We start from the raw sequence: 26,018 nt of genomic DNA on the forward strand, positions 1-26,018 counted from the left end.
AGAGGGTGAGCAGGAATGGTCCGTGACCGTCCTATGGCGGCATTCGCCCTGGTAGGAGCGGTGCTGACCACGGCACTGATCGTCCCCGCACCGACACCTGCCCGCGCTGCCCCGGCGATTTGCCAGAATCCGAGCGATCCGGGAGAGGTCAACACCGAGACGCCCTGGCACCAGCGGTGGCTCGCGCCGCAGCGGGTGTGGCCGTTCAGCACCGGTGCGCGGGTCCGGGTCGCGGTCATCGATTCCGGCACCGACAGCAGCCACCCGCAGTTGGCCGGGCGGGTGACCACCGGTTTCGACGCGCTGCACGGCGCGCCGGGTGGCGATGTGGACTGCGTCTCGCACGGCACCGCAGTCGCCAGCATCATCGCCGCCGGCCGGCAGGAGGGCGTCGGCTTCTACGGCCTGGCGCCGGACGCCACGATCGTGCCGATCCGGGTCAGCGAGCGCAACGCCACCGAGGGCGCGGGCGGTGAAACCGTCACCGGCGCGGTCTTCGCGCGGGCGATCCGGCAGGCGGTCGACGACGGCGCGGACGTGATCAACATGTCGGTGACCCTCTACTACCCGGACCCGGACGTCGAGCAGGCCGTCCGGTACGCCGTCGAGCAGGATGTCGTGCTGGTCGCCGCCGCCGGCAACCAGCACCAGGACGGTGCCCGCCCCGACCCGGTGCCCTACCCTGCCGCCTACGACGGAGTGATCGGCGTGGGTGCCATCGACCAGAACGGGGCCCGGTTCCGGCAGTCCCAGATCGGGCCGTACGTCGACATCGTCGCCCCCGGCGGGGCGGTGGTGGCCGCCACCCGCCTGGTCGGTCACAGTGTCTGGGACGGCACCAGCTTCGCCACGCCGATGGTGAGCGCCACCGCCGCCCTGATCCGCTCCGCCGAGCCCAACCTGTCGGCGAAGGAGGTCGCGAGCCGGCTGCTCGCCACCGCCGACCCGGCTCGGGGGGACGCCTCTCGTGGCTACGGCAGCGGGGTGGTCAATCCGTACCGGGCAGTCACCGAACGGCTGACCACCGGAGCACCGGTGGCCCAGCCGCCACTGCCCGACGTGCCCTACGACGCCGCGGCGGCAGCGCGCGCCGACCGCTGGGCGGTCTTCGGCCGGCTGGCCCTGTGGATCGGCCTGGCGCTGGCCACGGTCGCCGTCGTGGTGGCGGCGCTGGCGGTGCTGCTGCCGCGCGGCCGGCGGACGCGTTGGCGGCCTACCCGGCCTTCCGCGCCGCCCGCCGTCGGACCGGAGATCGACGAGCCCGAGGAGCGCTTCTTCCGGGTGCCGAGTTCGATGCCACGCGGCTGACGGCAGCGGTGGCGGCCGGCTCTCCGAAGGAAGCCGGATACGGCGATGGCCCGGCAAGGGGCCCGGGCCATCGGTTGCTGCGGTAGCGGTTCAGTCGCCGAACTTCGCGCGGTTGGCCGCCTCACGGGCCTGCATCTTCGAGGCCGACTCACGCAGCGCCCGCTCGATCCGGCCGAGCAGGTCACGCAGGTCGTTGGCGGCCGACTCCCACTCGGTCTGCCGGCGGAAGTACGCCTCCCGGGCTTCACCGTCCCAGGTGGCCAGGAGCGGTGCGATGCCGGACTTGAGCCCGTCCAGCTCGCCGGTCATGTTCCGAACCGCGCCGCTGCAGCTGTCCGCTGCGGCGTTGAGGCCGGCAAAGTTGTAGCGGATCTCCGTCATGAGTTCTCCCCCCCGTCAGAGCTTCAGCGCCGCGGTGATCTGGCCGGCGGTCGCACCCGCGCTGTCCATGTCGGACCGGATCTCCTCGTCGCTGACGTCGTAGTCCTTACCGGCCGAGCCCACGGCCTCGGCGATCGCGCGGAGCGCGACGTTGAGCCGGGCCATGTCCTGGTCGAACCGCTCACGCACCTGCTGGAAGGAACCCGCACCAGCGCCCTTCCACTGGTCGTACAGCGGCGCGAGCTGGTCCATCAGTGAGTTGAGATTGCCGGTGAGCCGGTCGGCGACGCCATCGACGTCACCCTCGGTCTTCACCATCAAGCCGGTGTCGGTATTCATCGACATGGTGGAAGTCACCCCCGTCCTCGTTCGATCGCCCCGCTTCGCCGGGGCGGCGTGTCAGTCGGCGCTCAGGCACCATCGTCGTTCGAAACGGTAACGCGTCGTGTCCAACCGGCGCTACACCGCGGCCGGCCCGCGGCTCCATTGTGGCTGGCAGGTCACTCCGGGTCGAGGGCGAGTTTCGCGGTCGCCGGATCGAGGGCCGGCCCCGCGGGCAGCCGGACCACCAGGCTGGCGGGCAGCCGCACCGGCTGCACCCCCGCGTAGCCGAGCATCGCCGGCACCCCCTCGGAGGCCAGCGGGTAGCGGTAGCCGACATCGGTGACCAGGTTGAGGGTGCCGCCCTCCTGCTCCGGCGAGGAGACGGCCGTGACCAGAACCCCGTAGCCGGGTTCGATGACCACCCGGTCGGCCAACGGGATGCCATCGCCCGTCTGCTCACCGGTACGGACCGGCTCGCGTACCGGTGAGACCTGGGCGTCGAGCAGCACCGTCGGCTCGTCCTGACCCGGCTGGTAGGCGGCGCAGACCGCCGGCTGGTCACCCGCCAGCCGGGCGATCTCGGGCCGCTGCTCCGGCGCGCGGTGCCGCCCCTGTGCCGGCGCCCCCGCCTTCGGCGCGGCGGCGGCCGCACCTGCTGCGAGTTCGATCGGGAGCGGCTTCGTCCCGTCCGGGTACGCCGCCTGCGTCTCGCCGTCGGCCATGAGCACGTCCGCTTGCACCGGGGTGATCGGGACCAGCCGGGTCCGTTCAGCGAGGTAGTACTGGCGGCTGCCGTTCTGGCTCTCCACCACGAAGACCTGACCGACGCGGGCGTCCGGCAGCGCCGTCGAGAGCGCGCCCCGGTCGGTCACCCGGCGGGGAGCGATCGGCTCACCGGCGGGCAGGGCGTTCAGCCACGCCCCGCCGACCTCCACCACCGGCTCGGCGCTCATGGTGAGCCCCTCCAGCACGATCTTCTCGTTGCGGATCTCGTACCGATGGTCCCGCCAGACCAGGTGCAGCCGGCTGGTCTTGCGGTCGCGCACCAGCAGCGCGGCGTCACCCGGCTCCCGCCCGCCGTTGGGTGCCCGACCGACGGTGAGCACCGTGGTGGCGACGATCCCGCCGGCAGCGTCCCGAGCCGGCTGGGTGCACAAGGTCCACGGCCCGTCCAGGATCCGGTTGGATGCCGGCAGCGCATCCGGCGCAAAGGGGATGCCGATACGGGGACCGCGCGGGGTGCCGACCAGCGAGTTGCGGGAGACCGAGACGGTCGGTGCGGCCGATTCCATGGCCAGCAGGGCGGAGGCGTAGTTGAGCACCGGATGCAGGCGGCCCTCCCGGTACAGGTACCGGGTGCCGGTCTCCTTCTCCAGGATGACCGCGCCGCCTTCCTTCCACTTGGTGGCCCCACCGGGACGCAACAGACCGTAGACACCCACGGCGGCCAGGCAGAGCACGGCCACCATGACGCTGGCGAAACCGGCGCCGCCGAGCCGGCGGAACGGTGCCGCCTCCGGGTCGGGTTCGCGCGCCACCAGCGCGGAGGTCATCCGCTGCACGAAGAACTGGTACGACTGGACCTGGTCCCGCCGCGACGGCATGGCAGCCCTCCCCCTGGCGTACGCCGGCACGGTCACGAATGCCGGACCGCGCTGCCTACCATAGGCACGGCGTCGAGCCGGCCGGTGCCCGCACCCACCGCGGACCGGTGGAACCGACGACGGCAGCCGAGGAGTCTTAACGATGATCAGTCGCGATGAGGCCCTGGCCATCGCCCGCCAGTGGGCCGGTGCCGGTAAAGCGGGGCCTGCGCCGGAGGTGGACCTGTACGAGTTCGATCTCGGCTACGTCGCCTGGCGGGTCCTTCCGGCCCCACCTCCCACCGACGGGCCACCCGTTCCACCACCGTCCACCGGATATCCCCGGGCGGTCATCGACCGGGAGACCGGTGAGGTCTCCCAGTGGCGGTCGCTGCCCGCGCCGCTGGTCGCCGAGGAGTACGCGCAGCACCGCGCTGCCGAGGGACGTTTTCCACCCGACGTGCGGTACGTGTTGGAGAAAGCCGGCTGGTATCCCGGCCGGAACGTGACCTCCGCGGTGGACCACTGGATGGTGCGCTTCGCCGACGAGTTGGCCGGGCTGGAGTGCTCGCCGGCCGCGCGGGCCGCGCTGGTCGAGTTCGGCGGCCTTCAATTGCCGCAGTTCGGCGGGCATGGTGAGCCGGGCGGCGGCTACACCAGCTTCATCCACCCCACGCTGGGCGGTGTCGTCACCGACAAGGCGCACGCCTTCTCGGAGGAGTACGAGAATCCCGTCTACCCGCTCGGCAACAACGAGGACGGCCCGTCCGAACTGGTCGTCGACGCGCAGGGGCGAGTCTTCATGCTGCACTGGGCCGACGACTTCTTCATCGGTCCCGACGTCGACACCGCCCTCGTCAACCTCATTCGGGGCGAGGAGCTGACCGAGGCCAGCGACGGCGGCTGGTGAGCCGGCCGGGTCGTGCTGCCTCCATCGGCGGGCCGGGTCAGCCGTTGATCGCCCGCATAAAGGCGTACAGGCCCAGCACGCTGCACGCCACCGGCACCACGGCGAGCTGGAGCAGGATGTCGAACACGTCGCCGAGCCGGGCCAGCCGGGGCGACGGGGCACGCCGGCTGTAGGCGAGGCCGGCACCGGCCGAGAGTCCCGCCGCGACCAGCGCCACCGGCAGCACGGCCAGCACCCGCGCCGCAGTCGACGCGTCGGCCGCGCCGACCAGCGGCAGCAGGCCCAGACCCACCAGGCCGACGGCGAGCATCGGCACCCGGTGCCGGACGGTCGAGACCAGCCGGGCCCGCAGCAGGTAACCCAGCGAGATCACCCCGGCGAGCAGCAGCGCGGAGAGCGTGCCGGTCGCGGTGAGCACGAGCAGGCAGGCGATGGTGACGACGAACGCCCCGAAGATCGTCCCGGTGAGCACCTCGTCGGCACGGGCGGTGGCCTGGTAGACCACCTCGCGCTTCGGCTGCGGCTCGTCGCGCAGCAGGTCCTCGGCGGTACGCGGCAGCGCCGGCATCGGCATCTTCCCGAGCCGGACGGAGAGCAGCGGCATGGCCGGCAACAGCAGGGCCACCGCACTGACCACGACGGCGGTGCCCTGGGCGGCATCCATGGAACCGAGGGCGAGCAACCCGCCCACCATGCCCCAGAACCCGACGAAGACCGCAGCCACGAAGACCCGGGTCGCGTCGCCCACCCCGAGCAGGCCGAGCAGGCCGGACAGCAGCAGCACGGCGGAGCCGAGCAGCACGTGCGGCGCACCCAGTGCCCACACCGACTCCCCGGTGCCGATCACCAGCACGCCGCCGACGAAGGCGTAGGGCAGCCCGGCGGCGGCGACGACCGCACCGGCGAGGGAGTCGGCCATCGCCCGGGACAGCACGATCCCGCTGACCAGCAGGACCCCGGCCGCGCCGAGGGCGACCGCCCCGCCGAGCCAACCAGGCTGCTCGGAGGTGACGATCACGACCAGACCGAGCAGCAGCAGCACCCCGGCCACGATCAGGCCGGTCAGCCGGGTTGCGAACGAGGTCCAGACCACGCCGCGCCGGCGGGCGCCGTCGGCGACGGCCTCCATCAGATCGTCGTACGCCAGCTCCGGCCACTCGGTACGCCGGGGCACCAGGTGCAGCGTCTCGCCGTCGCGGACGGTCTGGGCGGCCAGCGTACGGGTCAGGTCGACGGCGGTGCCATCGCTGCGGCGCAGCATCCATCCGCCGTGACTGGTGCCGTCCGACGGTTCCTCATCGGCCTGGCGCAGCACGGCGGGCAGCAGCCCGACGAGCGGCAGATGCTCGGGGAGGGCGAGATCAAGCCGCCGGTTGGGGGCGACGACGGCGATACGCGCGAGTCCGGTTCCGGCCTGGGTGACCACTGACGACCCCTCGGTCGAGGAGCGGGCCGATGGCCCGCGGCTGTCCTGACGGGGAAAGGCTACCTACCATGTGCCGGTGACGCGGGTCCCGGTTCACCGCGGCGGTCTCCGGACGCCGACGGGGTTGCCCGCGTAGCACCTGATGGCGTTTCGTGAGGTCCTGGTGGGCTTGACGCGGCGGCCGAACGTGCGGGGGTGCCGGGCGTGCCACACGCCCACGAGAGGCAACGGAGGTCTGTCACGTGAGCACGGTGGTCGTCAAGCGACCCGCCCGGCAGCCGGAACCGGAGTATCCCTCCGGCGAGGTGCTGCTGGAAGCGCCACCCGAGGTGCCCGCCCCGAGCGGCAAGGCCTGGGGGCAGATGCTGATGCTGCTGCCGATGCTCGCCGGCTCCTTCGCGATGGCGCTGATGTTCGCCGGCCGGGGTGGGTCGACCCTCGGCTACGTCACCGGGGGCCTGTTCGGACTCTCCGCCATCGGCATGCTCGGCTCCCAGCTGACCAACAACGCGGGCGGCCCGGGCAAACAGGAGATGCTGCAGAAGCGCCGCGAGTACATGACGCACCTGTCGCGGCAACGCCGTCGAGTGCTCAAGACGATCCGCAAGCAGCGGGAGGCCGCCTTCTACCGGCACCCGGACCCGGACACGCTCTGGTCGCTGCCGCTGGGCCCGCGGCTGTGGGAACGCCGTCGCGGCGACGTCGACTTCGCCACCGTCCGCATCGGTCTGGGGCCGCAGGAGCTGGCCACGCCGCTGGTGCCGCCGCCCGCGACGTCGCTGGAGAAGCTGGAACCGATGTGCGCGCTGGCCCTGCGCCGGTTCCTCACCACCTACGGCGAGGTGCCGGACCTGCCGGTGACCATGGCGCTGAACGGATTCGCCCGGGTGCACCTGCGCGGCGACACCGACGCCGCCCGTGGGATGGTCCGGGCGGTACTCGCCCAGGCCACCGCGTTCCACGCTCCCGACGACATGCTCGTCGCGATCTGCGTGGCGCCCGATCGGCGGGCCGCGTGGGAGTGGACGAAGTGGTTGCCGCACGCCCTGCACCCGTCGCGTACCGACGCGCTCGGCCAGCTGCGGCTGGTGGCGCCCTCGGTGACCGGCCTGGAGGCGATGCTCGACGACGTGCTGGCCAGTCGGCCCCGGTTCAACGCCAGCGGCGGGGGACCGCAGGTCGGCGGACCGCACGTGCTGGTGGTCATCGACGGCGGCGACACCGCCGGATCGGACCACCTGATGACCGACGGCGGCGTGGAGGGCGTCACCCTGCTCGACCTGTCCACCCCGGCGCCGCGGATGCTCGACCGGGCACGGCTGGTGCTGGAGGTGACGGCGGATGGCAAGCTGCACAGCACCACGGTGGACGGGCCGGCGGAGATCGGCCGGGCCGACGACTGCCGGGTGACGGAGATCGAGGCGCTGGCCATGCAACTGGCCCCGCTGCGCCTGTCGGCCGCCTCCCGGGGCAGCGGCGACACCCCGCTCGCCACCGAGCTGGGCCTGGCCGAGCTGCTCGACATCGGCGACCCGTACGAGTTCGACGTCGACCGGGCCTGGCAGCCTCGCCCCAACCGGGACAAGCTGCGGGTGCCGATCGGGGTGGGCACCGACGGCGGGCCGGTGGAGCTGGACCTGAAGGAGTCGGCGCAGGACGGCATGGGCCCGCACGGGCTGCTCATCGGCGCGACCGGTTCCGGCAAGTCCGAGCTGCTGCGCACCCTCGTGCTGGCGCTGGCCGCGACGCATTCGTCGGAGAGCCTCAACTTCGTGCTGGTCGACTTCAAGGGTGGTGCCACGTTCACCCGGCTGGACGGGTTGCCGCACACCAGTGCGGTGATCACCAACCTGGCGGACGAGCTGCCCCTGGTGGACCGGATGACCGACGCCATCAACGGCGAGCTGGTCCGCCGGCAGGAGCTGCTGCGCGCGGCGGGCAACTACGCCTCGCAACGCGACTACGAGAAGGCCCGGGCGGCGGGTGCCCCGCTGTCACCGCTGCCGAGCCTGCTCATCATCTGCGACGAGTTCTCCGAGCTGCTCACCGCGAAGCCCGACTTCATCGACATGTTCGTGCAGATCGGTCGGGTCGGCCGGTCGCTCGGCGTACACCTGCTGCTGGCCAGCCAGCGGCTGGAGGAGGGGCGGCTACGGGGGCTCGACACCCACCTGTCGTACCGGATCGGTCTGCGGACCTTCTCCGCGATGGAATCCCGGGTGGTGCTCGGCGCCACCGACGCGTACGAGCTGCCCCGCTCGCCGGGCCACGGATACCTGCGCTTCGGCACCGAGCCGCTGGTCCGGTTCAAGGCCGCGTACGTCTCCGGGGCCTACCAGAGCAAGACCGCCGCGGCGGTCGCGGCCGGCGACGGCGAGGACCGGGTACGCGAGTACAGCACCGTCTACGTGGCCCCGCCGGTGACCCGTACGACGAAGCAGGAGGAGGCGCCGGAACCGGCCGACGGAGTCGGCGAGAGCGTGCTCGACATCCTGGTCGGGCGGCTCGCCGGCCGGGGCAAGCCGGCGCACCAGGTGTGGCTGCCGCCGCTGGCCGAGCCGCCGACGATGGACCAGTTGCTGCCCCCGCTGACCGCCGACCCCGCCCGTGGGGTGACCGTGGCGCACGCCGGCCTGCTGGGCGAGTTGCAGGTGGCGGTCGGCATCGTCGACAAGCCCTACGAGCAACGCCGCGACGTGCTCTGGTTCGACCTGGCCGGGGCGGCCGGCCACGCGGTGATCGTCGGCGGCCCGCAGAGCGGTAAGAGCACCCTGCTGCGGACGGTGGTCACGTCGCTGGCGCTGACCCACACCCCCAGGGAAGCCCAGGTGTACTGCCTCGACCTGGGCAGCAGCGCGCTGTCCTCGCTGCGCAACCTGCCGCACGTCGGCTCGGTGGCGACCCGTCTCGACGCCGGCCTGGTCCGGCGTACCGTGGCCGAGCTGCAACTGCTGATGGGCGAGCGGGAGCGGCGGTTCGCCGAGCGCGGCGTCGACTCGATGGCCGAGTACCGGCGGGCCCGCCGGCACGGCCAGCACAACGACGACCCGTTCGGCGACGTTTTCCTGGTCATCGACGGCTGGGCGACGCTACGGGCCGAGTTCGAGGACCTCGAACCCACCATCAACGACATCGCCAACCGGGGGCTCTCCTTCGGCATCCACCTGATCGTCACCGCCGGGCGCTGGATGGACCTGCGCCCGGCCGTCCGGGACGTCTTCGGTACCCGGCTGGAGCTGTGGTTGGCCGACGCGAGCGACTCCAACCTGGACCGCCGGGCGGCGATGAACGTGCCGGAGAAGTCGCCGGGCCGGGGCATCACTCCGGACGGGCAGCAGTTCCTGGCGGCGCTTCCCCGGGCCGACAGCGCGCAGGAGTCGGAGACCCTCTCCGAGGGAGCCCGCAAGCTGGTCACCGACCTGGCCGCGGCCTGGCAGGGCCCGGGCGCACCGCCGATCCGGCTGCTCCCGCCGGTGGTCCCCTACGGCAGCCTGCCGAGCACCGGCCGCCCGGGGATGCCGATCGGCATCGCCGAGGTGGATCTGCAGCCGGTGCACCTGGACTTCGCCGCCGACCCGCACTTCATCCTGTTCGGCGACGGCGAGTCGGGGAAGAGCACGTTCCTGCGGGCGTTGGCGCAGACGATCGTCGACCGCCACGAGCTGACCGAGGCCCGACTGGTCCTGGTCGACTACCGGCGCAGCCTGCTCGGCGACATCGACACGCCGCACCTGATCGGGTACGGCTCGACGGCACAGGTCACCGAGAGCATCGTGACCGAGGTGGCCGGGGTGATGCGCGACCGGCTGCCGCCGCCCGACATCACCGCGGAGCGGTTGCGGGCCCGCGACTGGTGGAAGGGCCCCGACCTCTACGTGCTGGTCGACGACTACGACCTGGTGGCCGGCGCGGGCAGCAATCCGCTGACCCCGCTGCTGGAGTTCCTGCCCCAGGCCCGAGACATCGGCCTGCACCTGGTCATCGCCCGGCGCACCGGCGGCGCGAGCCGGGCGCTGTACGAGCCGGTGCTGATGCGGCTGCGCGAGATCAGCACGCCGGGCATCGTGATGTCCGGCAACCGGGACGAGGGGGTGCTGCTCGGCACCGTCCGGCCCGGGCCGCTGCCACCGGGCCGGGGCTGGTTGGTGTCCCGGCGCGGCGGTACCCGGCTGGTGCAGTTGGTGAACCTTCCACCACGCTCGTGACCGCCGTACGGGGTTGCCCGATGAGGCTACCGTCGGCCAGAGTGGACTTACGGTGCGCGGCTGCGGTCTCTGGCTCCTCGGAGTAAGACCAGCCGCGCCAGCACCATGTGAGCGAACGGGGGAGGGACATGGGCGACGAATGGCTCGTCGACGAGAACATCGACGTCGACATCAACCAGCTGAAGGACTTCGCGCAGGCCATCCAGAAGGAGCTGGAGACCAACTTCCAGCCCAGCTTCGAGAACGGCCTCCGCCCGATGCTCACCGTGCAGGCGCCGTTCGGCGGCGGCGGGCTCAAGGAGGCCGCCTTCTTCCGGGGCCGGCACGACGAGAGCCGGATGGCCGTGTCCCACCTGATGGGCGATGTGATGAAGGGTCTCACCGCGCTGAGCGTGGCCGCCGTGTCCATCTCCGCCGAGTATCTCACCGGCGATGCGTTGGCCCAGGCCACCAACGAGGACGTCTTCAACGCGTTCTACGCGGTGGACGGCCAGGAGACCCTCAGCGGCCAGTGGCAGCAGGGCGAGGGCGACCCCTCGGCCGACGTTCCGGAGCAGGCCACGAACCCCACGCCCATGTCGCCGTACCAGGGCATGGACTCCTGCCCGACCGAGGACCAGCGGGAGAACACCCCAGAGTGGGCCAGGACCGAGGTCGTGGGTGACGGGTCGGGCGCGTACGTGATCTCCGGCGACACCGAACGCATGCACGGCGAGGACCTCCGGCTGGACCAGTCGAGCCTGCGGTAACAGGCGGCAGGGCCACGGGACCTGAGGAGCGGGGATGACCGACGACTACTACGGCTGGACGCCGCCGAGCTACCACCAGTACACCGGCATGACGGACGACTACGCGGCCGAGCGGGCCGCCCAGTCCACGCCGTACGAGCCCACGAGGTGGGACGACGTAAACATCGAGCAGATGTGGGAGTACGTCCGTAAGGAGAGCGACGAGCGCACCACGGCGCTCGCCGAGACCTGGCGGCGGGCGGCCAGCCTGCTCCAGTCCACCCGGGACAATCTCAAGCGCCACGCCGACTCGCTGGAAGCCAAGTGGAGTTCGCCGGCGGCCCGGGTCTTCATGTCCCGGGTCGGCGCGACGCTGCACTCGCTCGACGAGTGGAAGGAAGTGGCCAGCAACAACGCCACCGGCCTGGAGCAGATCGCCGGCAAGATCAAGACCTCGCAACGCGACATGCGGGAGCTCTGGCTGCAGTACAAGGCCGAGCAGGAGCGGCAGCAGGAGATCTACGAGAAGGACAAGGCCGAGATCACCTTCGGCGATCTCTTCGGCGACAACCACAAGACGTACGAGGAGGTCCAGCGGGAGTTCCACCAGCGGGCCAAGGACATCGCCAAGCCGCTGGCCGACCTCTACATCGACGTCTACATCTCGAACATCTCCCGGGGCGGGAAGTTCAAGGGTCCGACCGACGCGGTCTTCAGGAGCCCGGACATGCCTCCGCCGGGCCGGCCGGGCACATTCGGCAGCCGGCCGGTCAAGCCCGGGGTGAACGGCGACCGTCCGGACCGTCCGACCATGCCGACCCGCCCGGATCTGGGCGACCGGCCCACCGAGCCCGCCACTCCGCCGCCTTCGGGCCTGCCGGAGGGGGTCGGCCTCGCGGGTGGCGCCGCAACCACCGCGCCCCCCGGACCGGCTCCCGCCCCGCCGCCCGTCACCACCGCGCCGAACGCGCCCACGATGCCCGGCCCGGCGGTGCCGCCGGTCGCGGGGCCGGGGCTGCGCCCGGGCAGCCCAGGCCTGACCTCGCCGAACTCGGGGGCCCGGCCGAACGCCCCACGGACCACCCTCCCCGGATCGGGTGGGCCCACCCCACCCAGCAGCCGCGGCCCGGCACCGAACCGTCCCACGCTGCCAGGCGCGGGTGGCCCCGGCAGCGGGTCGGGAGCGCCGCCGGGCGGCGGTAAGCGCGGCCCCGCGCCGAACCGTCCGACCCTGCCGGGCAACACCGGCACCGGGCGGCCCGGGGTCGGGCCGTCCCGACCGGGTGCCGGAGTCAAGCCGCCGGGTTCGGCCACCCCGCCGTCCAGCCCCCGCCTGCCCGGCTCCACGGCCCGTCCGGGGCAAAAGGGCGCCGCCCCCGGGCGACCCGCCTCCCCACCGCCGAGCCTCGGCGGCCAGCGCGGCACCGCCCCGGGCATCCCGCCCAAGGCCGGCTCGCCGCTGACCGGCCGTCCCGGTCAGCCGCCGGCCACGCCCACCGGCAAGCCCGGTACACCGGCGGCCAGCCGCGCCGCCGGGCCGGGCACCCCCGCCAGCGGCACCCGGCCCGACCTGAGCGGTCGTACCGGCGCCGGCCGACCCACGCCGACCACCGGCCCGGCGCCGTCGCTCGGCGGCCGACGCGGTGGACCGGCCACGCCAAGCCCACGCAAGGGCGCCCCGCGCGACGGGGAGCAGGAGACCTGGGAGTACGGCGACGGCGACGACGAACTCTGGGCGACCGAATCCTCCGCCGTCGGCGTCGTCGAAGCGCCGGCCGAGCACCGACCCCGCGAGCAGGGCCGGGCACTCGGCCAAGGCTGACCAGGGGCGGGCCGGTCACCCCACCTTGGGTGGCCGGCCCGTACCATGCGGTGACCGTCCATCCCCGGCCGTCCCGCGACGACCTACAGAGGAAGGTAGACGGGCATGCGTGTCCTCACCCGACCGGCGGCCGCCCTGGCGCTCACCACCGCGAGCGTTCTGGCGGCCCTGACCCTCACCGTCACGCCCGCCACGGCGGACTCCACCAGGGACAGCTCGTGGCACGTCAAGGCCCTGGAACTGTCCGAGCTACACAAGATCACCCAGGGCGAGGGTGTGGTGGTGGCGGTGGTCGACAGCGGGGTGGACGCGTCGCACCAGGACCTCAGCAACAACGTCCTGCCGGGCGTCGACTTCTACGACGACGACGCCAAGGGCCAGGTCGACCGACACGGACACGGCACCGGCATGGCCTCTCTGATCGCCGGGCACGGGCACGGGACGGGCAACCGCGACGGGGTGCTCGGAGTCGCGCCGAAGGCCAAGATCCTGCCAGTGACCATCAAGAGCGAGCGGAGCGCGCTGATCCAGCCGACGGCCCTCGCCGCCGGGATCAACTGGGCCGTCGACCACGGCGCGGACATCGTCAACGTGTCGCTCAGCAGCAGCTTCAACGAGGAGCTGAACCGGGCGGTCGAGCGTGCGTACCAGCGGAACGTGATCGTCGTCGCCGCCGTCGGCAACGACGACGACATCCTCATCGGCAGCCCGGCCCAGCATGACAGCGCCGTGGCGGTCAACGGCACCGACCGCAAGGGCGCCATCAGCGAGAAGGCGTCGGTCCCGGCCGAGGAGGTCGACATCACCGCGCCCGCGGTCGACATCGTCCAGGCGGCCCCCGACAACAGGTACTTCACCACGACCGGCAGCAGCAACAGCACCGCGATCGTCTCCGGCGCACTGGCGCTGATCAAGGCCAAGTACCCGAACCTGAACGGGTACGAAATGTTCCAGCGGCTGCTGGAAACCACGCGGGACGAGGGCGAGCCCGGCCACGACCAGTACTTCGGATGGGGCGCGCTCGACCTGCGGGAGGCGCTGACCGGCGAGCCGGACGGCCGCGGCACCCGCCCCAGTGCCCGGCCGAGCGGTTCGCAGCTCGAGCCCTGGCAGGCCAACCCGCGCGAGCGCGACGACGGCATCCTGATCTTTGTATGGGCCGCGATCATCGCGGTGTTCGTCCTTGTCGTCGGCGGAATCGTGGCCACAGTCATGCTGCTGCGTGCCCGACGCCGCCTGGCGCAGCTCGCCGACGGAGACCCGCCGACCACCGTCGGGGCATCCCCCGGACCCGGCGTACCGCCGCAGGGCGGCCCGGGCCAGCCGACCGATGCAACCGACGAAGCGGCCTGGCGTCGGCCGCCCGGCTGATCGGTCCGATCCGACCCGAGGAAGGCACCCATGTCGACCACACCAGACGGGGCGTTTCCATCTCCGCCGCCCGGCCCGTACCCGGCCCCTGATCCGTACCGGACCCCGGATCCGGCCATGCCGCCCGGCCCGCCGGCTGCCGGGCCGAACCCGGCGAGCCGGCGGCCGATGGTGGTCACTCTCGCCGTCCTGCTGATGCTGCCGGCGGTCGTCACCTGGCTGATCGCCGGGATCGCCTTCTTCCTGGCCATGACGCGGACCGAGGGGGACGGGCTCGGCAAGTTCCTGGTGGTGGTTATCGGGGTGGTCGTGCTCGCGCTCGCCCTGCTGGTGGTGCTGCTCGCCTCGCTGGGGATCCTCATCGCCTGGCGGGGCGACGGCGCGGAGGGGCTGACCGTGCCGGCGGGCTTCACCTTCGGGCTCTTCGTCGTCGTCATCGTCACGCTGCTGGTGCAGGGCAAGCTGAGCTATCAACCGACGATGGTCACGCCGCTGGTGGTGGGTGGGCTGGCCGGTGTCTCGCTCGCCCTGATCAAGAGCCCACCGGCCCGCGCCTGGTTCGCCAGCCGTAAGCGCTGACGGTCAGGGCGGTGACCAGCGACGGGCGGTCGCGTCGAAGCGGGCCAGCAACTCGTCACGGCCGTCCTGGTGCAGGCAGTGCAGCTCGGTACGGTCCGGCACGACCAGTGACTCCATCCGCGGTTGGCCCTGGCCCCACTCCTCGGGCGTGGCCTCGCCGGGCGTCCAGCGCAGCACGGCCACCCACTCGTCCGACTCCTCGAACGGCGACCCCGCACCGAGCAGTCCCAGGCGGCGGTAGAGGCGTACCGGCGTGTCCCGGCCCGGGCCGTGCCAGGCGTGCACCAGCCCGGCCGCCCGGTCGTAGCCGTCGTCCAGATAGGACGACAGGTAGCGGTGTGGGATGACCAGTTGCAGCAGCAGCGGCACATCCGGGTCGGGTCCGTCGTCGGCGGTGGGCTGCGGCGCCGACCGGGGCAGCGGTACGCCCACCGTTGCCGGCTCGGCGTACGCGGCCGTCGCACGGCGGCGCTTCTCCAGCTCGGCCGCCTCGGTGACCACCTGCCGCAGCTCGCCGAGCCAGTCGCGCAGCGTCTGCACCGCCTCGCCGGGCAGCGCCGCGGCCAGCGGCGTCTCCGGGTTGAGCAGCAGCTGCCAGGACAGGTCCGGCCAGTGCTCGGTGAGCTGAAGACTGCTGACCACCACGAGATCGCGATCGCCGAGGGCCTGCCGCAGCCGGGCCTCGGAGGTGAACACCGGCAGGCCGACCCGGCCCTGCTCGTCCGGCATGCTCCACCACGGGAACTCCGGGTCCGACAGGTCACGGGTCGCCGGGCCGTCCGGTCGCAGCGGCAACACCAGCTCGGCCCGCAGCAGCGCGGCCATCAGGGCGTTCGGGTCCTGCCGGAGGATCGCCTCGCGCAGCGGGCGCTCGGCCTCGACGGCAGGCGCGGCGAGCGTACGGAGTTCGTCGGCGGTGAGTCGGACACCGATGGGCAGGCCGGCGTCGACCGCCAGCATCCACCCGTCGTCGGGCCAGTCGACGGCCAGATCGGCCAGCCCCGACACCCGGTAGCTGACGGACTGGCCGGGCAGGCCGGCGGCGATCGCCGCCGGTGAGGTGTAGCTGACGACGTGGGTCACCCCGTCGTGCTGGCCCGTCGGCCAACCGGCCGGTTCCCGGCCGGCCGCCGCCGCTGGCGACACGGGCAGCAGCAGTGGGCCGGCGGCGAGTTCGGAGAGGAAACCCTCCCGGTCGTCGGCGTCGGCGGCGGCCAGCAGCGCGTGCTCGGTGGCGTTGGTCGGCCGCCAGCCGGTCACCAGCTGCCGTCCCCGCGTACCCGCCGGGGTTGCCGGCCGAGCACCAGCGTGGCGAGCGCCTCGTCGAGGTTCACCCCGAGGAACCAGTCCCCGGTGTGGTCCAGCACGAACACCCGGCCCTGCTCGTCGACGGCGACGATGCCGGTGCCGTCGCCCTCCTCGCCGAGCGGGGTGAGCGGTGCCCCGGTCACCTCGGCCAACTCGGCGAGCGTGGCCACCGAGTGCCGCACCAGGAACGGGTCGAGGTGGAAGTCGCTCGGCGCGACCTGCTCCCCCTCGCTCTGCGGGCGTACCCGCAGCCCGCCGAACTCGGCGTACGCCTCGACGGCGGCGGCCGTCACGACGTGCTGCCGGCCGTCCGGCGTGGCGTCGGCGGCGATGCGTAGCGCCCACTCACGGGCCCGGCCGTCGTCGCGCCGGTCGGCCGACCAGCCGGCCGCGGCGAGGGTCTCGGCCACCAGGGGCGGGAAGCGCCCGGTCATGCCAACGCCTCCATCCCGAACCAGTCCAGCAGGGCGGCACAGGAACGGCAGGGCGGCTGGACCTCGCCGTGGCGTGGGTCGCCTTCCTCCCGTACCCGCGTCACCCGCACCTTCGCGCCCCACAACAGCGAGCGGGCCCGGGCGGGGTCGAGCGGTGGGCCGCCGGCTTCGGCGGCGTACAGGCGGTCGGAGATCAGCACCGGCTCGGCGCACCACCCGACGAAGCGCTCGCGTTGTCCGACGGGCAGCCCGTGCAGGAACCGCCGGATCACCGGGTGCAGCTCGGGGGCCACGTCACCACGTACCGAGGTGTGGGTGTGGACGGTGCCGTCGGCCAGCAGCGCACCCGCCGCCAGCGGCAGCATCCGCAGCTCCGCCATCCGTCCTCCCGGGTGTCGACAGGGGATCCGGCCGCGGATCCACTCGGCCTGCCCGCGAGCCTAGCCGTCCCGGTTCGTCCATCGGGCGAGGCGTGGACGCACACCGGCGCAGCGACGGGCTCACACAGTGTCGACCGGCTGGGATATCGTCGGTTCAGCCCCCTCCTCGCCGTACGAAGCCCGGAGCCATGACGCGCACCCTTCTCGTCTCCCCGGACCAGCCCGGCGCCTACCCGTCCATCGGGGAGGCACTGGCGGTGGCCAGCGACGACGCCGTTGTCTCGGTAAGTCCCGGCACCTACTACGAGGCGTTGTTCATCAACGACCGGGGTGTCGCCATCGTCGCCGCGCAGGGCGCGGGGACAGTCACCATCGACGCCTCGTCCGGGACGTATCCCACGGTGTCGTGCAACTCCGGTCGGCTGGAGCTGCGCGATCTGGTTCTCAAGGCCGGCGACGCGCCGGTCGTCGTGGCCGACCGGGCGGCGCTCACCATGACCGGGTGCGAGCTGAGCGCCGGCTTCGGCGCGGCGATCCAGGTGGCCGGCCGTTCGGAGTTCACGCTGGCCCGCTGCCGGGTGACCGGTGGGCGCTACGGCCTGGTGGTGGAGGATTCCGACGGCAGCGTCGAGGGGTGCGAGTTCACCGACCTCAGCGAGGACGGCATCATCGTGCGGATCGGGGCCGCCCCGACGATCCGCACCAGCACGGTGACCCGTTGCGGCAACCGCGGCATCTACGTCTACCAGTACGGCCGGCCGACGATCGAGACCTGCGACATCTCCCAGACCGGCCATGCCGGAGTTGCCGTGGTGCACCAGAGCGCACCGGTGCTGCGGCGTTGCCGGATCCGCGACACCCGGGGCCCGGCGATCTCGTTCGGCCGAGGCTGCCACGGCACGGTCGAGGAGTGCAGCACCGAGAACACCGCCCAGCCGGCGATCGAGGTCGCCGAGGGGGCCGAGCCGACCATCGTGGAGGGTACGGCGGGCCGGAAGGCCGCCTACGGTGCCGACGCGGCCCGCGCCGCCGTCCAGCAGGACACCGCCCGGGTGGAGAAGCTCCTGGCCGAGTTGGAGGCGATGGTCGGCCTGGAGCAGGTGAAGGAAGAGGTCCGAGCCCTCATCGACGAAATCCAGGTCAACGAGTGGCGGCGGAGCGCCGGGCTGCCGGTCGGCACGGTCAGCCATCACCTGATCTTCGCGGGTGCGCCCGGCACCGGTAAGACCACCGTGGCCCGCATCTACGGCGAGTTGCTGGCGGCGTTGGGCGCGCTGCCCGGCGGCTCGTTCCGCGAGGTGTCCCGGCGTGACCTGGTCGGCCAGTACCTGGGCCACACCGCCGAGAAGACCGCCGCGGCGTTCGAGCAGGCGCGCGGTGGCGTGCTGTTCATCGACGAGGCGTACACCCTGTCCCGGTCGTTCGGCAGCGGCGGTGACTTCGGGCAGGAGGCCATCGACACGCTGGTCAAGCTGATGGAGGATCACCGCGACGAGGTCGCGGTGATCGCCGCCGGCTACACCGGGGAGATGTTGCAGTTCCTCGACGCCAACCCTGGTCTGGCCTCCCGCTTCGCCAAGACCATCGAGTTCGGCAACTACTCGCCGGAACAGCTGGTCGTCATCGTGGAGCGGATGGCTGGTGGCGACGAGTACCTGCTCGCGGGCGGGGTCTCCGAGGTGCTCCGGGAGCACTTCGGCACGATCGAACGGGACCAGAACTTCGGCAACGCCCGGGAGGCCCGCAAGCTGTTCGAGGGCGTACGCAAGGCGCAGGCGCAGCGGCTGCGGCAGTCCGGCCAGCGCCCCAGCCTCGACGAGCTGCGTACCGTGACGGTCGCCGACGTACGCGCCGCGATCGGGCGCTGACGATGCCGGGGCGGTCAGGGAGGGGCGCGCGGTGACGCATCCGGGTGCGGCACGGCCGGGCGAGCCGGGTTGGCAGCATCATCCGGGGGCGGCGGCACCGCCGCAGCAGCAGCGGACGGCACAGCCGCAGCAGCAGGCCGGCGCTCCGGCGCCGGCGCCGACCATCGGCGGCACCGGGCCGGGGCACAGCTGGGCGGCCCAGCGCGGGCAGGGACGGGCGACCGTCGGCACCGCGTACACCAGCCAGGCCGCCGCCGTGGTGGCACAGACCGCACCGGCTGCGCCGGCCGCCCGGGCGGCGACGGAGAGCCGGTCGGCCGCACCGGCCCGGCCCGCCGCGGCCCCGGAGCCCACGGCCGAGACCGCCGCGGCGGCTCCGGTGGTACGCCCGCACCGGCGACAACTCCGGGTCGCCGGGATACACGTCGCCCAGCTCGTAGCCTGGCAGGCCGGCGCGGCGGCGGTCCTGGCCGCCACACCGCGCGGCATGCCGCTGACCGTCGCCGTGGCCGCCGCCGTGGTGCTGCTGCTCTCCCCGACGGTGCTACGGCACCGCGGCCGGTGGCTCTACCAGTGGTTGGCGGTCTGGTGGGGCTATCGGGGCCGGCGCCGGCAGCTGACCGCCAGCGGGCCGGATGTCCCCCTGCAACTGCTCGCCCATCTGGAGGGCAGCGTCGAGCTGGACCAGGTCGAAATCGACGACCAACCCGCCGTGCTGCTGACCCACCGGGGCGGGCTGAGTGCCGTGCTGGAGGTCGACCCCACCGAGGGCGCGCTGCTGATGGGCGCGCCGCAGGCCCTGCCGTCGCCAGTGTCGCTGCTGCCGGCGGCCGACCCGAAGACCCCGCCGGTGGCGGTGCAGGTGCTGATCCAGGTCACCCCGGCACCCCGGGTCCGGGCCGCAGCGGTGGACCGGGCGTACCGCGAGCTGACCAACGGCGCCGTGCCGGCCAGCCGGCAGGCGTGGGTGGTGCTCCAGGCCCCGCGTACTCCCGACTTCCACGCCGACCGAGACCTGCGTCCGGCACTCACCGCGGCGATCCGGCGAACCCGCCGCCAACTGCGCCAGGATCGGGTGACCGCCCGCCTGCTCAACCGCGACGAGGTGCTCGCCGCCGTCGCCCACCTGACCCACCTCACCGGTGAGCCGGCGGGCGGTGAACGACCACTTGCCCGGGAAAGCTGGCGGAGCTGGTCGGCGCAGGGCACCCCGCAGAGCTGTTACCGACTGCTCTCCTGGCCCGACCGCGCGTGGGAGCTGGATCCGCTGCTGCGCGGGCTGCCCGCGGCGGCCGGCGTGGTGTCGGTCTCGGTGGCCCGGGAGCCCGGCCACCCCGGTGGCGACGACGCCGTGGTGGAGGTGGCGTTCCGGCTGATCGGTGCCGACGCCGCCGCACTCACCGCCGCCGACCGCGCGCTGGACGCGGCGATCCGCGGTCACGGCGGTCGCCTGCAACGACTCGACGGCGAGCACGCCCACGGCGTGGCCGCCACCCTGCCGCTCGGAGGCTTCCTGCGGTGAACAACAGCGTCGCCTTTCCCGGCAGCCGGATCGGGCTGCACGTCACCGACGGGGCCACCGTCGCCGGTCTGCGGCTGGTCGCCGGTGGCGGCGGGCTGGTGGTCGGCCGCAACCGGCAGCAGGAACCGGTGGGGCTGCGGGTCTTCCGGGCCGAGCCGACCCGACTGATGGTGACCGGTGGAGTACGCGCGGCTGAGCTGATCGCCTTCCGGGCGCTCGCGCTCGGCGCCCGGCTGTTCATCCAGACCGCCCGGGAACAGGAGTGGGACGCCTTCCTGCGGCGGTGCGTCATCGGCCGGGAGATCGCCTCGTTCCTGCCGCCCGGGGTGGCCCCACCGCTGCCGGCCACTCCGACCGAACCACAGCTCGTCGTGATCGACACCGGCCCGGTCACCGGGCCGGACACCAACCTCAGCGCACCGTGGCGGGCCACCCTCGTGGTCCGCGACGATCTCGCCGGCTGGGACGTCGAGGTGCTGGTACGCAGCGACATCGTGGTGCTCCAGCGGCTCACCGAGACGGAGGCCGCCACGGCGGCCAACGCTCTCGGACTGGTGAGCGTGCAGAGCTGGTTCACCCAGCTGCACCCGGAGATGGTCGGTCTGATCACCAAGGGCAAGGTGCAGTGGGTCATGCTCAGCATGACCGGTACCGAGCGTCAGCTGATCGGCCCGGTCGCCCGGGGCGGCTGATCGGCCGGCCGCTCGACGGCGCACCGATGCCGTCGACGCGTCGTCACCCCGGGGCGGGGCACCCGCTGCCGACGGGAACCAGCACCTCCCGTGGCGGACCGCCGTCCACCGAGACCTGGACGGGCAGGCAGCCCGGGGTGAGCACCCAGTAGCCACCGGCGAACGCCATCCACTCCTGGGAAGGCTGGTCGCACGGACCCACGCGTACCTGGGCACCGGGAACGGCCGGCGATCCCCAGCCCAACCACGCCCGGCCGGCCGCCGCGTCGCCGACCCGCAGTTCGACGGCGCGACCCCGGCGCACCAGCAGGCCGTCCTTGGCGAAGAAGCCATCCTCGCCGCCGCCGTCGACGGAGCTCGGGTTGGCCTGCAGGACCCGGCCGGTCGTGACGGCCACCGCGTCACCGACGACGGTGTAGCCCGAATCCGGAACGTCCACGCCACCGATGGTGTGGGTGCACGTGACGGAGCCCGGCTCCGCGGCGGCCGGCGGCGCGGTCGTTCCAGTGGTGGATGCGTCGGAGATGGATGTGCCGGGGCTCGGCTGAGCGAGCGGCTCACGGTCACCCATCGTGCATCCACTCAGCACGAACAGCAACATGGTGGCACCAATCCGGGCCCGCATGCCGCCCACTATCCCACGCAAGGCGCCGCGCGGGGACCCGGTGGTGAACCGCCGGTGGCCGGAGGCGTCCGACCGGACCGGTCCACCGACCGTGATCTGGAAGATCAGCAGGCCAGTCTCGTGACGTGAAACACCGTCGCTCCACGGTTTAGTACATCTGGTGGCTCCCGCACGGACACCGCCGCCCCTTATCCTCCAGCGGTCTGTCCCTCGGAGGCCCCGCGGAGGCCCAGCACATGCAGCGAAGAAGAAGTACGCGACTACTCACAATCCCGGGCGTACTGGTCACTGCCACCGCGCTCACCCTGGCTGGTGGCACCACCGCATTCGCCGACCCGGTGCCGGCGGCACCGTTCATCAGTGAGATCCACTATGACAACGCCGGCACCGACGTCGGCGAGGCGATCGAGATCGAGGCGCCGGTCGGTTTCGACCTGAGCGGCTGGCAGATCGTTCTCTACAACGGCGGAAACGGCGCGGCGTACAACACCCGGACCCTCACCGGCACCGTGCCGGCCGCCGGTGTCGTCGTCGCCGACTACCCGGTCAACGGCATCCAGAACGGCGACCCCGACGGCGTCGCCCTGGTCTCCCCGACCAACTCGGTGACGGAGTTCATCACCTACGGGGGTACCTTCGCCGCGGTCGGCGGCCCGGCCAACGGGCTCACCGGCACCGACATCGGGGTCAAGGAGTCCAGCGCCACCCCGGTCGGCCACTCCCTGCAGAAGATCGGCGGCGTCTGGAACCCGCCGGCGCCGCACACCTTCGGCGTCCGCAACACCGCCGTCGACCCGGACCCGGACCCGGACCCGGAGCCGACCATCGGCTGCGATGTCGTGGTCGACCACACCATCGCGCAGGTCCAGGGCACCGGCAGCGCCACTCCGGTGGCCGGCACCCGGGTGACCGTCGAGGGCGTCGTCACCGCCGACCACCGCACCGGTGGCTACAACGGCGTGTACGTGCAGACGGCGGGCAGCGGTGGGGATCGTCCCGTCGCCGCCGGCGCCGCCTCGGACGGCATCTTCGTCTACCTGACCACCAACGCCGCCAACCACCCGTCGGTCGCGATCGGCGACCGGGTCCGGGTCAGCGGCACGGCCAGCGAGTTCAACGGCCTGACCCAGCTCAGCATCGCCGCCAAGAGCGACGTGCAGATCTGCGAGCGGGGCGCGCCGCTGCCCGCCCCGGTCCCGGTGACCCTGCCGCTGGACGAGACCGCCCGCGAGTCGGTCGAGTCGATGCTGGTGGCCCCGGTCGGCGAGTACACCGTTTCTGAGGTCTACAACACCAACCGGTACGGCGAGGTTGTGCTCGCCGCCGGTGACAAGCCGGCCGGTAACCCGACCGACGAGGCCCGCCCCGGCTCGGACGCCGCCCGGCAGTTGGCCGCCGACAACAAGCTCCGCCGGATCCTGGTCGATGACGGCAAGACCACCAACCTGGCCACCGCCGGGCTGCTGCCGCCGTACGTGTCGAAGGACAGCCCGCTGCGGGTCGGTGACAGTGTCGAGGCGTTCGGGCCGTCGGTGCTGTCGTACGGCTTCAACGAGTGGCGCCTGCAGCCCACCACCCCGGTCGACGCCGACACCCTGCCGGCCGCCCGGACCACCTTCAAGGCCACCAACCCGCGTACCGCCGCCCCGGTCAACGTCGGCGGCGACCTGCGGGTGGCCAGCTTCAACGTGCTGAACTACTTCGTGCACTTCGGTGGCGACGCCCGCGGCGCCGTCGACGAGGCAGCGCTGGCCAAGCAGGAGGCGAAGATCGTCTCGGCGATCAGCGCGCTGGGTGCCGACGTGGTCGCGCTGGAGGAGATCGAGAACTCGGTCCGGTTCAACACCGCGGACCCGCAGCAGGCGCTCAAGCGCCTGGTCGCCGCCCTGAACACCAAGGACGGCGCGGGCACCTGGGACTACGTCCGTAGCCCGGCCGAGCTGCCCGGTGCGGCCCAGCAGGACTTCATCACCACGGCGATCATCTTCAAGCCGGCGAAGGCGCAGCCGAAGGGCCCGTCGCGCTCGGTGAACGACGAATCCGTCTGGTTCAACGCCCGCGAGCCGATCGCGCAGACCTTCACCGCCGGAAACGTCGACTTCATCGTGGTCGCCAACCACTTCAAGTCGAAGAGCGGCACCGGCACCGGCGACAACGCCGACGCCGGAGACGGCCAGGGCAGCTGGAACGGTGACCGGGTCCGGCAGGCCCGGGCGCTGGCCACCTTCGTCGACCAGGTCAAGGCCGACAGCAACACCTCCGACGTGATCCTGCTGGGTGACTTCAACTCGTACACCCAGGAGGACCCGATGCAGGTCCTCTACGGCAAGGACTACCGCAACCTCAACACCACCCGAAAGTCCACCTACGTCTTCGGTGGCGAGTCCGGCTCGCTCGACCACGCACTCGCTTCGCCGTCGCTGGCGGACCGGGTGACCGGCGTCGACGTGTGGCAGATCAACGCGGTCGAGTCGTTCGCCTTCCAGTACGACGGCCTGGCCGCCTTCTACGCGCCGGACCCGTACCGGGCCAGCGACCACAACCCGCTGGTGGTGGGCATCAACACCGGGTCCAACCCGGTGGACCTGCAGCTGCTGAGCATCAACGACTTCCACGGCCGGCTGGAGTCCCCGGCCACCGTGGGTGGTCAGGCAGTCGGCGGGGCCGCCCAGGTCTCCGGTCTGGTGAACCAGCTGCGTGGGCAGAACCCGAACACCGCGTTCGTCTCCGCCGGTGACAACATCGGCGCCTCCACCTTCATCTCGGCGATCGACGACGACAACCCGACGATCGACGCGCTGAACCAGATGGGCCTGGCCGCCTCGGCCGTGGGTAACCACGAGTTCGACAAGGGCATGGCCGACCTGACCGGCCGGGTGACCGACCGGGCCGAGTTCCCGTACCTGGGCGCCAACGTGTACCGGGGTGCCGACCGGGCGCTGCCGGCGTACTCGATCAGCAACGTGGGCGGTGTCCGGGTCGGCTTCATCGGCGTGGTCACCGAGCAGACCGGTTCGCTGGTCAGCCCGGACGGCATCGCCGGCCTCACCTTCCGTGACCCGGCTGCCGAGGCCAACCTGGTCGCCGGCCAGCTCAAGGACGGCAACCCGGAGAACGGCGAGGCCGACGTGGTGGTGCTGCTCACGCACGAGGGTGCCGCTACGGAGAACATCGACTCCGCCGAGGAGCTGGCGAACGACCCGGTCTTCGGCAAGTTCACCCGGGTCGACGCCACCATCGACGCCATCTTCAGCGGCCACACCCACCAGCCGTACGCCTTCGAGGTCCCGGTTCCGGGCACCGACAAGCTGCGTCCGGTGGTGCAGGCCGAGGACTACGGCAAGCGGCTGGGCAAGGTCACGCTGACCTTCGACCCGGAGTCGGGCTCGGTCACCTCGGCCGACGCCGCGCTGGTCGACGTGGTCGGTGCGCCGCAGGACCCGGCGGTGGCCGACATCGTGGCCGCCGCGAAGGTCAAGGCCCAGGAGCTCGGCCAGCGGAAGCTGGGTGAGATCACCGCCGACATCCGGCGGGCCTACACCGGCGGCAACGAGGACCGGGGCAAGGAGTCGGCGCTGGGCAACTTCATCGCCGACGTGCAGCTCGCCGGCACCTCCGACGCCGGCCGGGGCGGGGCGCAGATCGCGTTCATGAACCCGGGTGGCCTGCGGGCCGACCTGCTGTACCGGACCGACGGCACGGTGTCCTACGCCGACGCCTTCGCGGTCCAGCCGTTCTCCAACGACGTGGTCACCAAGACCTACACCGGTGCCCAGATCAAGCAGGTGCTGGAGGAGCAGTGGCAGCCGACGGGCGCGTCCCGTCCGGTGCTGTGGCTGGGTGTGTCGAAGGGCTTCAGCTACACGTACGACCCGGAGGCCGCCAAGGGCTCGCGGATCACCTCGATGAAGCTGAACGGCACGGCGATCGACCCGGCGGGCACCTACCGGGTGACGGTGAACTCGTTCCTCGCCTCCGGCGGTGACAACTTCACCACTCTCGGCGGGGGCACCAACCCGGCGACCACCGGCGACAACGACCTCACCATGCTGGTGAGCTACCTCGCGGCGAACTCGCCGGTCACCGCGGACACCGCGCCGCGGTCGACCGTCGGCCAGGGCGAGCCGGCGTGGGACGTCGAGGTGCAGGCCCGTACGCAGTGCGTCGGTGCCAAGGCGTGGGTCGCGGTCACCGCCCGCAACGCCGACGGTGTGCCGCTCACCATCGAGCTGGTCACCCCGTACGGTTCGCGGACGGTCTCCGGCGTCGCTCCCGGTCAGTCCGCGTACCAGACGTTCAACACCCGGGCCAAGTCGGTGCCGGCCGGCACCTCGACGGTGAAGGTCACCGGAACCGTCAACGGCCAGCCGGTGACCACGCAGACCGAGGCGCCGTTCGCGGCGATCACCTGCCACTAGCCCCTTCGCGGTGGCGGCGCCCCTGGCGCCGCGGTGGGCGTAGTGCTCGACGCGTTCGCGGCTCGGGGTGGCTACCTGCACCATAACAGCGTCGGGGACTGTCAACTTTCCGTCAGCCAGCAACTCGCGGAAGG

At 72.4% G+C, this 26,018-nt stretch carries 19 protein-coding genes; 11 read left to right on the plus strand and 8 right to left on the minus strand.

The genetic code is table 11. The features are described from left to right. The first annotated feature begins 33 nt into the window (after positions 1–33). Positions 34–1,308, plus strand: a complete 1,275-nt coding sequence (gene mycP, locus AB0M52_RS09105; RefSeq protein ID WP_363950979.1) for a type VII secretion-associated serine protease mycosin — start codon at positions 34–36, stop codon at positions 1,306–1,308. 90 nt (positions 1,309–1,398) lie between these two features. On the opposite strand, the gene AB0M52_RS09110 is transcribed toward mycP (AB0M52_RS09105), so the two are convergent. The 3 genes from AB0M52_RS09110 to eccB form a co-directional block, all read right to left on the minus strand. Continuing rightward, positions 1,399–1,689, minus strand: a complete 291-nt coding sequence (locus AB0M52_RS09110) for a WXG100 family type VII secretion target (RefSeq protein WP_363950982.1) — start codon at positions 1,687–1,689, stop codon at positions 1,399–1,401. A gap of 15 nt (positions 1,690–1,704) precedes the next feature. Next, the gene (locus AB0M52_RS09115) at positions 1,705–2,034 is read right to left on the minus strand and encodes a WXG100 family type VII secretion target (RefSeq protein WP_111213442.1); all 330 of its coding nucleotides are present in this window, start codon (positions 2,032–2,034) and stop codon (positions 1,705–1,707) included. Between the two features lie 155 nt (positions 2,035–2,189). After that, entirely contained in the window at positions 2,190–3,617 is a 1,428-nt protein-coding gene (gene eccB / locus AB0M52_RS09120; RefSeq protein ID WP_363950985.1) for a type VII secretion protein EccB, read from the minus strand. Between the two features lie 142 nt (positions 3,618–3,759). On the opposite strand from eccB, the gene AB0M52_RS09125 reads away from it, so the two are divergent. Next, complete coding sequence (locus AB0M52_RS09125; RefSeq protein ID WP_363950988.1) at positions 3,760–4,506, plus strand: SUKH-3 domain-containing protein; 747 nt, start codon at positions 3,760–3,762, stop codon at positions 4,504–4,506. A gap of 37 nt (positions 4,507–4,543) precedes the next feature. Here the strand turns inward: AB0M52_RS09125 and eccD are convergent, their stop codons facing one another. Next, positions 4,544–5,932: a type VII secretion integral membrane protein EccD gene (eccD, locus tag AB0M52_RS09130; protein ID WP_363950991.1), complete on the minus strand. Its 1,389-nt coding sequence runs from the start codon at positions 5,930–5,932 to the stop codon at positions 4,544–4,546. Between the two features lie 242 nt (positions 5,933–6,174). Between eccD and eccCa the strand changes: the two genes are divergently transcribed. From eccCa to AB0M52_RS09155, 5 genes are all read left to right on the plus strand, one after another. Then, complete coding sequence (gene eccCa / locus AB0M52_RS09135; RefSeq protein WP_363950993.1) at positions 6,175–10,137, plus strand: type VII secretion protein EccCa; 3,963 nt, start codon at positions 6,175–6,177, stop codon at positions 10,135–10,137. 128 nt (positions 10,138–10,265) lie between these two features. Then, complete coding sequence (locus AB0M52_RS09140) at positions 10,266–10,886, plus strand: hypothetical protein (protein ID WP_363950996.1); 621 nt, start codon at positions 10,266–10,268, stop codon at positions 10,884–10,886. Positions 10,887–10,920: 34 nt separating this feature from the next. Next, on the plus strand, positions 10,921–12,687 hold the full coding sequence (locus AB0M52_RS09145) for a hypothetical protein (protein WP_363950999.1): 1,767 nt from the start codon (positions 10,921–10,923) through the stop codon (positions 12,685–12,687). Between the two features lie 105 nt (positions 12,688–12,792). Beyond that, positions 12,793–14,058: a type VII secretion-associated serine protease mycosin gene (gene mycP, locus AB0M52_RS09150; protein ID WP_363951002.1), complete on the plus strand. Its 1,266-nt coding sequence runs from the start codon at positions 12,793–12,795 to the stop codon at positions 14,056–14,058. 30 nt (positions 14,059–14,088) lie between these two features. Continuing rightward, entirely contained in the window at positions 14,089–14,637 is a 549-nt protein-coding gene (locus AB0M52_RS09155; protein ID WP_363951004.1) for a hypothetical protein, read from the plus strand. Positions 14,638–14,640: 3 nt separating this feature from the next. On the opposite strand, the gene AB0M52_RS09160 is transcribed toward AB0M52_RS09155, so the two are convergent. The 3 genes from AB0M52_RS09160 to AB0M52_RS09170 are packed head-to-tail and all read right to left on the minus strand — an operon-like array spanning position 14,641 to position 16,759. Beyond that, positions 14,641–15,900 (minus strand): SseB family protein, encoded by a 1,260-nt coding sequence (locus AB0M52_RS09160; protein WP_363951023.1) that lies wholly within the window; start codon positions 15,898–15,900, stop codon positions 14,641–14,643. Further along, on the minus strand, positions 15,894–16,379 hold the full coding sequence (locus AB0M52_RS09165) for an SUKH-3 domain-containing protein (protein WP_363951006.1): 486 nt from the start codon (positions 16,377–16,379) through the stop codon (positions 15,894–15,896). The genes AB0M52_RS09160 and AB0M52_RS09165 overlap by 7 nt, the downstream gene beginning before the upstream one ends. After that, entirely contained in the window at positions 16,376–16,759 is a 384-nt protein-coding gene (locus AB0M52_RS09170; RefSeq protein WP_363951008.1) for a YwqJ-related putative deaminase, read from the minus strand. Before AB0M52_RS09170 ends, AB0M52_RS09165 begins: the two co-directional genes overlap by 4 nt. 188 nt (positions 16,760–16,947) lie before the next feature. Between AB0M52_RS09170 and AB0M52_RS09175 the strand changes: the two genes are divergently transcribed. The 3 genes from AB0M52_RS09175 to AB0M52_RS09185 are packed head-to-tail and all read left to right on the plus strand — an operon-like array spanning position 16,948 to position 20,841. Next, positions 16,948–18,627 (plus strand): right-handed parallel beta-helix repeat-containing protein, encoded by a 1,680-nt coding sequence (locus tag AB0M52_RS09175; RefSeq protein WP_363951010.1) that lies wholly within the window; start codon positions 16,948–16,950, stop codon positions 18,625–18,627. 31 nt (positions 18,628–18,658) lie between these two features. Beyond that, positions 18,659–20,149, plus strand: coding sequence for a type VII secretion protein EccE (eccE, locus tag AB0M52_RS09180; RefSeq protein WP_363951013.1), 1,491 nt, complete (start codon positions 18,659–18,661; stop codon positions 20,147–20,149). Continuing rightward, entirely contained in the window at positions 20,146–20,841 is a 696-nt protein-coding gene (locus AB0M52_RS09185; RefSeq protein WP_363951015.1) for a hypothetical protein, read from the plus strand. The genes eccE and AB0M52_RS09185 overlap by 4 nt, the downstream gene beginning before the upstream one ends. A 43-nt stretch (positions 20,842–20,884) precedes the next feature. Here AB0M52_RS09185 and AB0M52_RS09190 read toward each other — a convergent pair whose 3' ends face one another. Continuing rightward, on the minus strand, positions 20,885–21,280 hold the full coding sequence (locus tag AB0M52_RS09190; protein ID WP_363951017.1) for a hypothetical protein: 396 nt from the start codon (positions 21,278–21,280) through the stop codon (positions 20,885–20,887). Between the two features lie 422 nt (positions 21,281–21,702). Between AB0M52_RS09190 and AB0M52_RS09195 the strand changes: the two genes are divergently transcribed. Beyond that, positions 21,703–25,884: an ExeM/NucH family extracellular endonuclease gene (locus tag AB0M52_RS09195; protein ID WP_363951020.1), complete on the plus strand. Its 4,182-nt coding sequence runs from the start codon at positions 21,703–21,705 to the stop codon at positions 25,882–25,884. Positions 25,885–26,018 lie beyond the last annotated feature (134 nt).

It is taken from the genome of Micromonospora sp. NPDC051296, from assembly GCF_040682255.1.
Lineage (GTDB): Bacteria > Actinomycetota > Actinomycetes > Mycobacteriales > Micromonosporaceae > Micromonospora > Micromonospora craterilacus.

Excerpts from the sequence above, each read along its gene's own strand:
- mycP (WP_363950979.1), top strand. The coding sequence starts at position 34 with ATGGCGGCATTCGCCCTGGTAGGAGCGGTGCTGACCACGGCACTGATC.
- AB0M52_RS09110 (WP_363950982.1), bottom strand. The coding sequence starts at position 1,689 with ATGACGGAGATCCGCTACAACTTTGCCGGCCTCAACGCCGCAGCGGAC.
- AB0M52_RS09115 (WP_111213442.1), bottom strand. The coding sequence starts at position 2,034 with ATGTCGATGAATACCGACACCGGCTTGATGGTGAAGACCGAGGGTGAC.
- eccB (WP_363950985.1), bottom strand. The coding sequence starts at position 3,617 with ATGCCGTCGCGGCGGGACCAGGTCCAGTCGTACCAGTTCTTCGTGCAG.
- AB0M52_RS09125 (WP_363950988.1), top strand. The coding sequence starts at position 3,760 with ATGATCAGTCGCGATGAGGCCCTGGCCATCGCCCGCCAGTGGGCCGGT.
- AB0M52_RS09140 (WP_363950996.1), top strand. The coding sequence starts at position 10,266 with ATGGGCGACGAATGGCTCGTCGACGAGAACATCGACGTCGACATCAAC.
- AB0M52_RS09145 (WP_363950999.1), top strand. The coding sequence starts at position 10,921 with ATGACCGACGACTACTACGGCTGGACGCCGCCGAGCTACCACCAGTAC.
- mycP (WP_363951002.1), top strand. The coding sequence starts at position 12,793 with ATGCGTGTCCTCACCCGACCGGCGGCCGCCCTGGCGCTCACCACCGCG.
- AB0M52_RS09155 (WP_363951004.1), top strand. The coding sequence starts at position 14,089 with ATGTCGACCACACCAGACGGGGCGTTTCCATCTCCGCCGCCCGGCCCG.
- AB0M52_RS09165 (WP_363951006.1), bottom strand. The coding sequence starts at position 16,379 with ATGACCGGGCGCTTCCCGCCCCTGGTGGCCGAGACCCTCGCCGCGGCC.
- AB0M52_RS09170 (WP_363951008.1), bottom strand. The coding sequence starts at position 16,759 with ATGGCGGAGCTGCGGATGCTGCCGCTGGCGGCGGGTGCGCTGCTGGCC.
- AB0M52_RS09175 (WP_363951010.1), top strand. The coding sequence starts at position 16,948 with ATGACGCGCACCCTTCTCGTCTCCCCGGACCAGCCCGGCGCCTACCCG.
- AB0M52_RS09195 (WP_363951020.1), top strand. The coding sequence starts at position 21,703 with ATGCAGCGAAGAAGAAGTACGCGACTACTCACAATCCCGGGCGTACTG.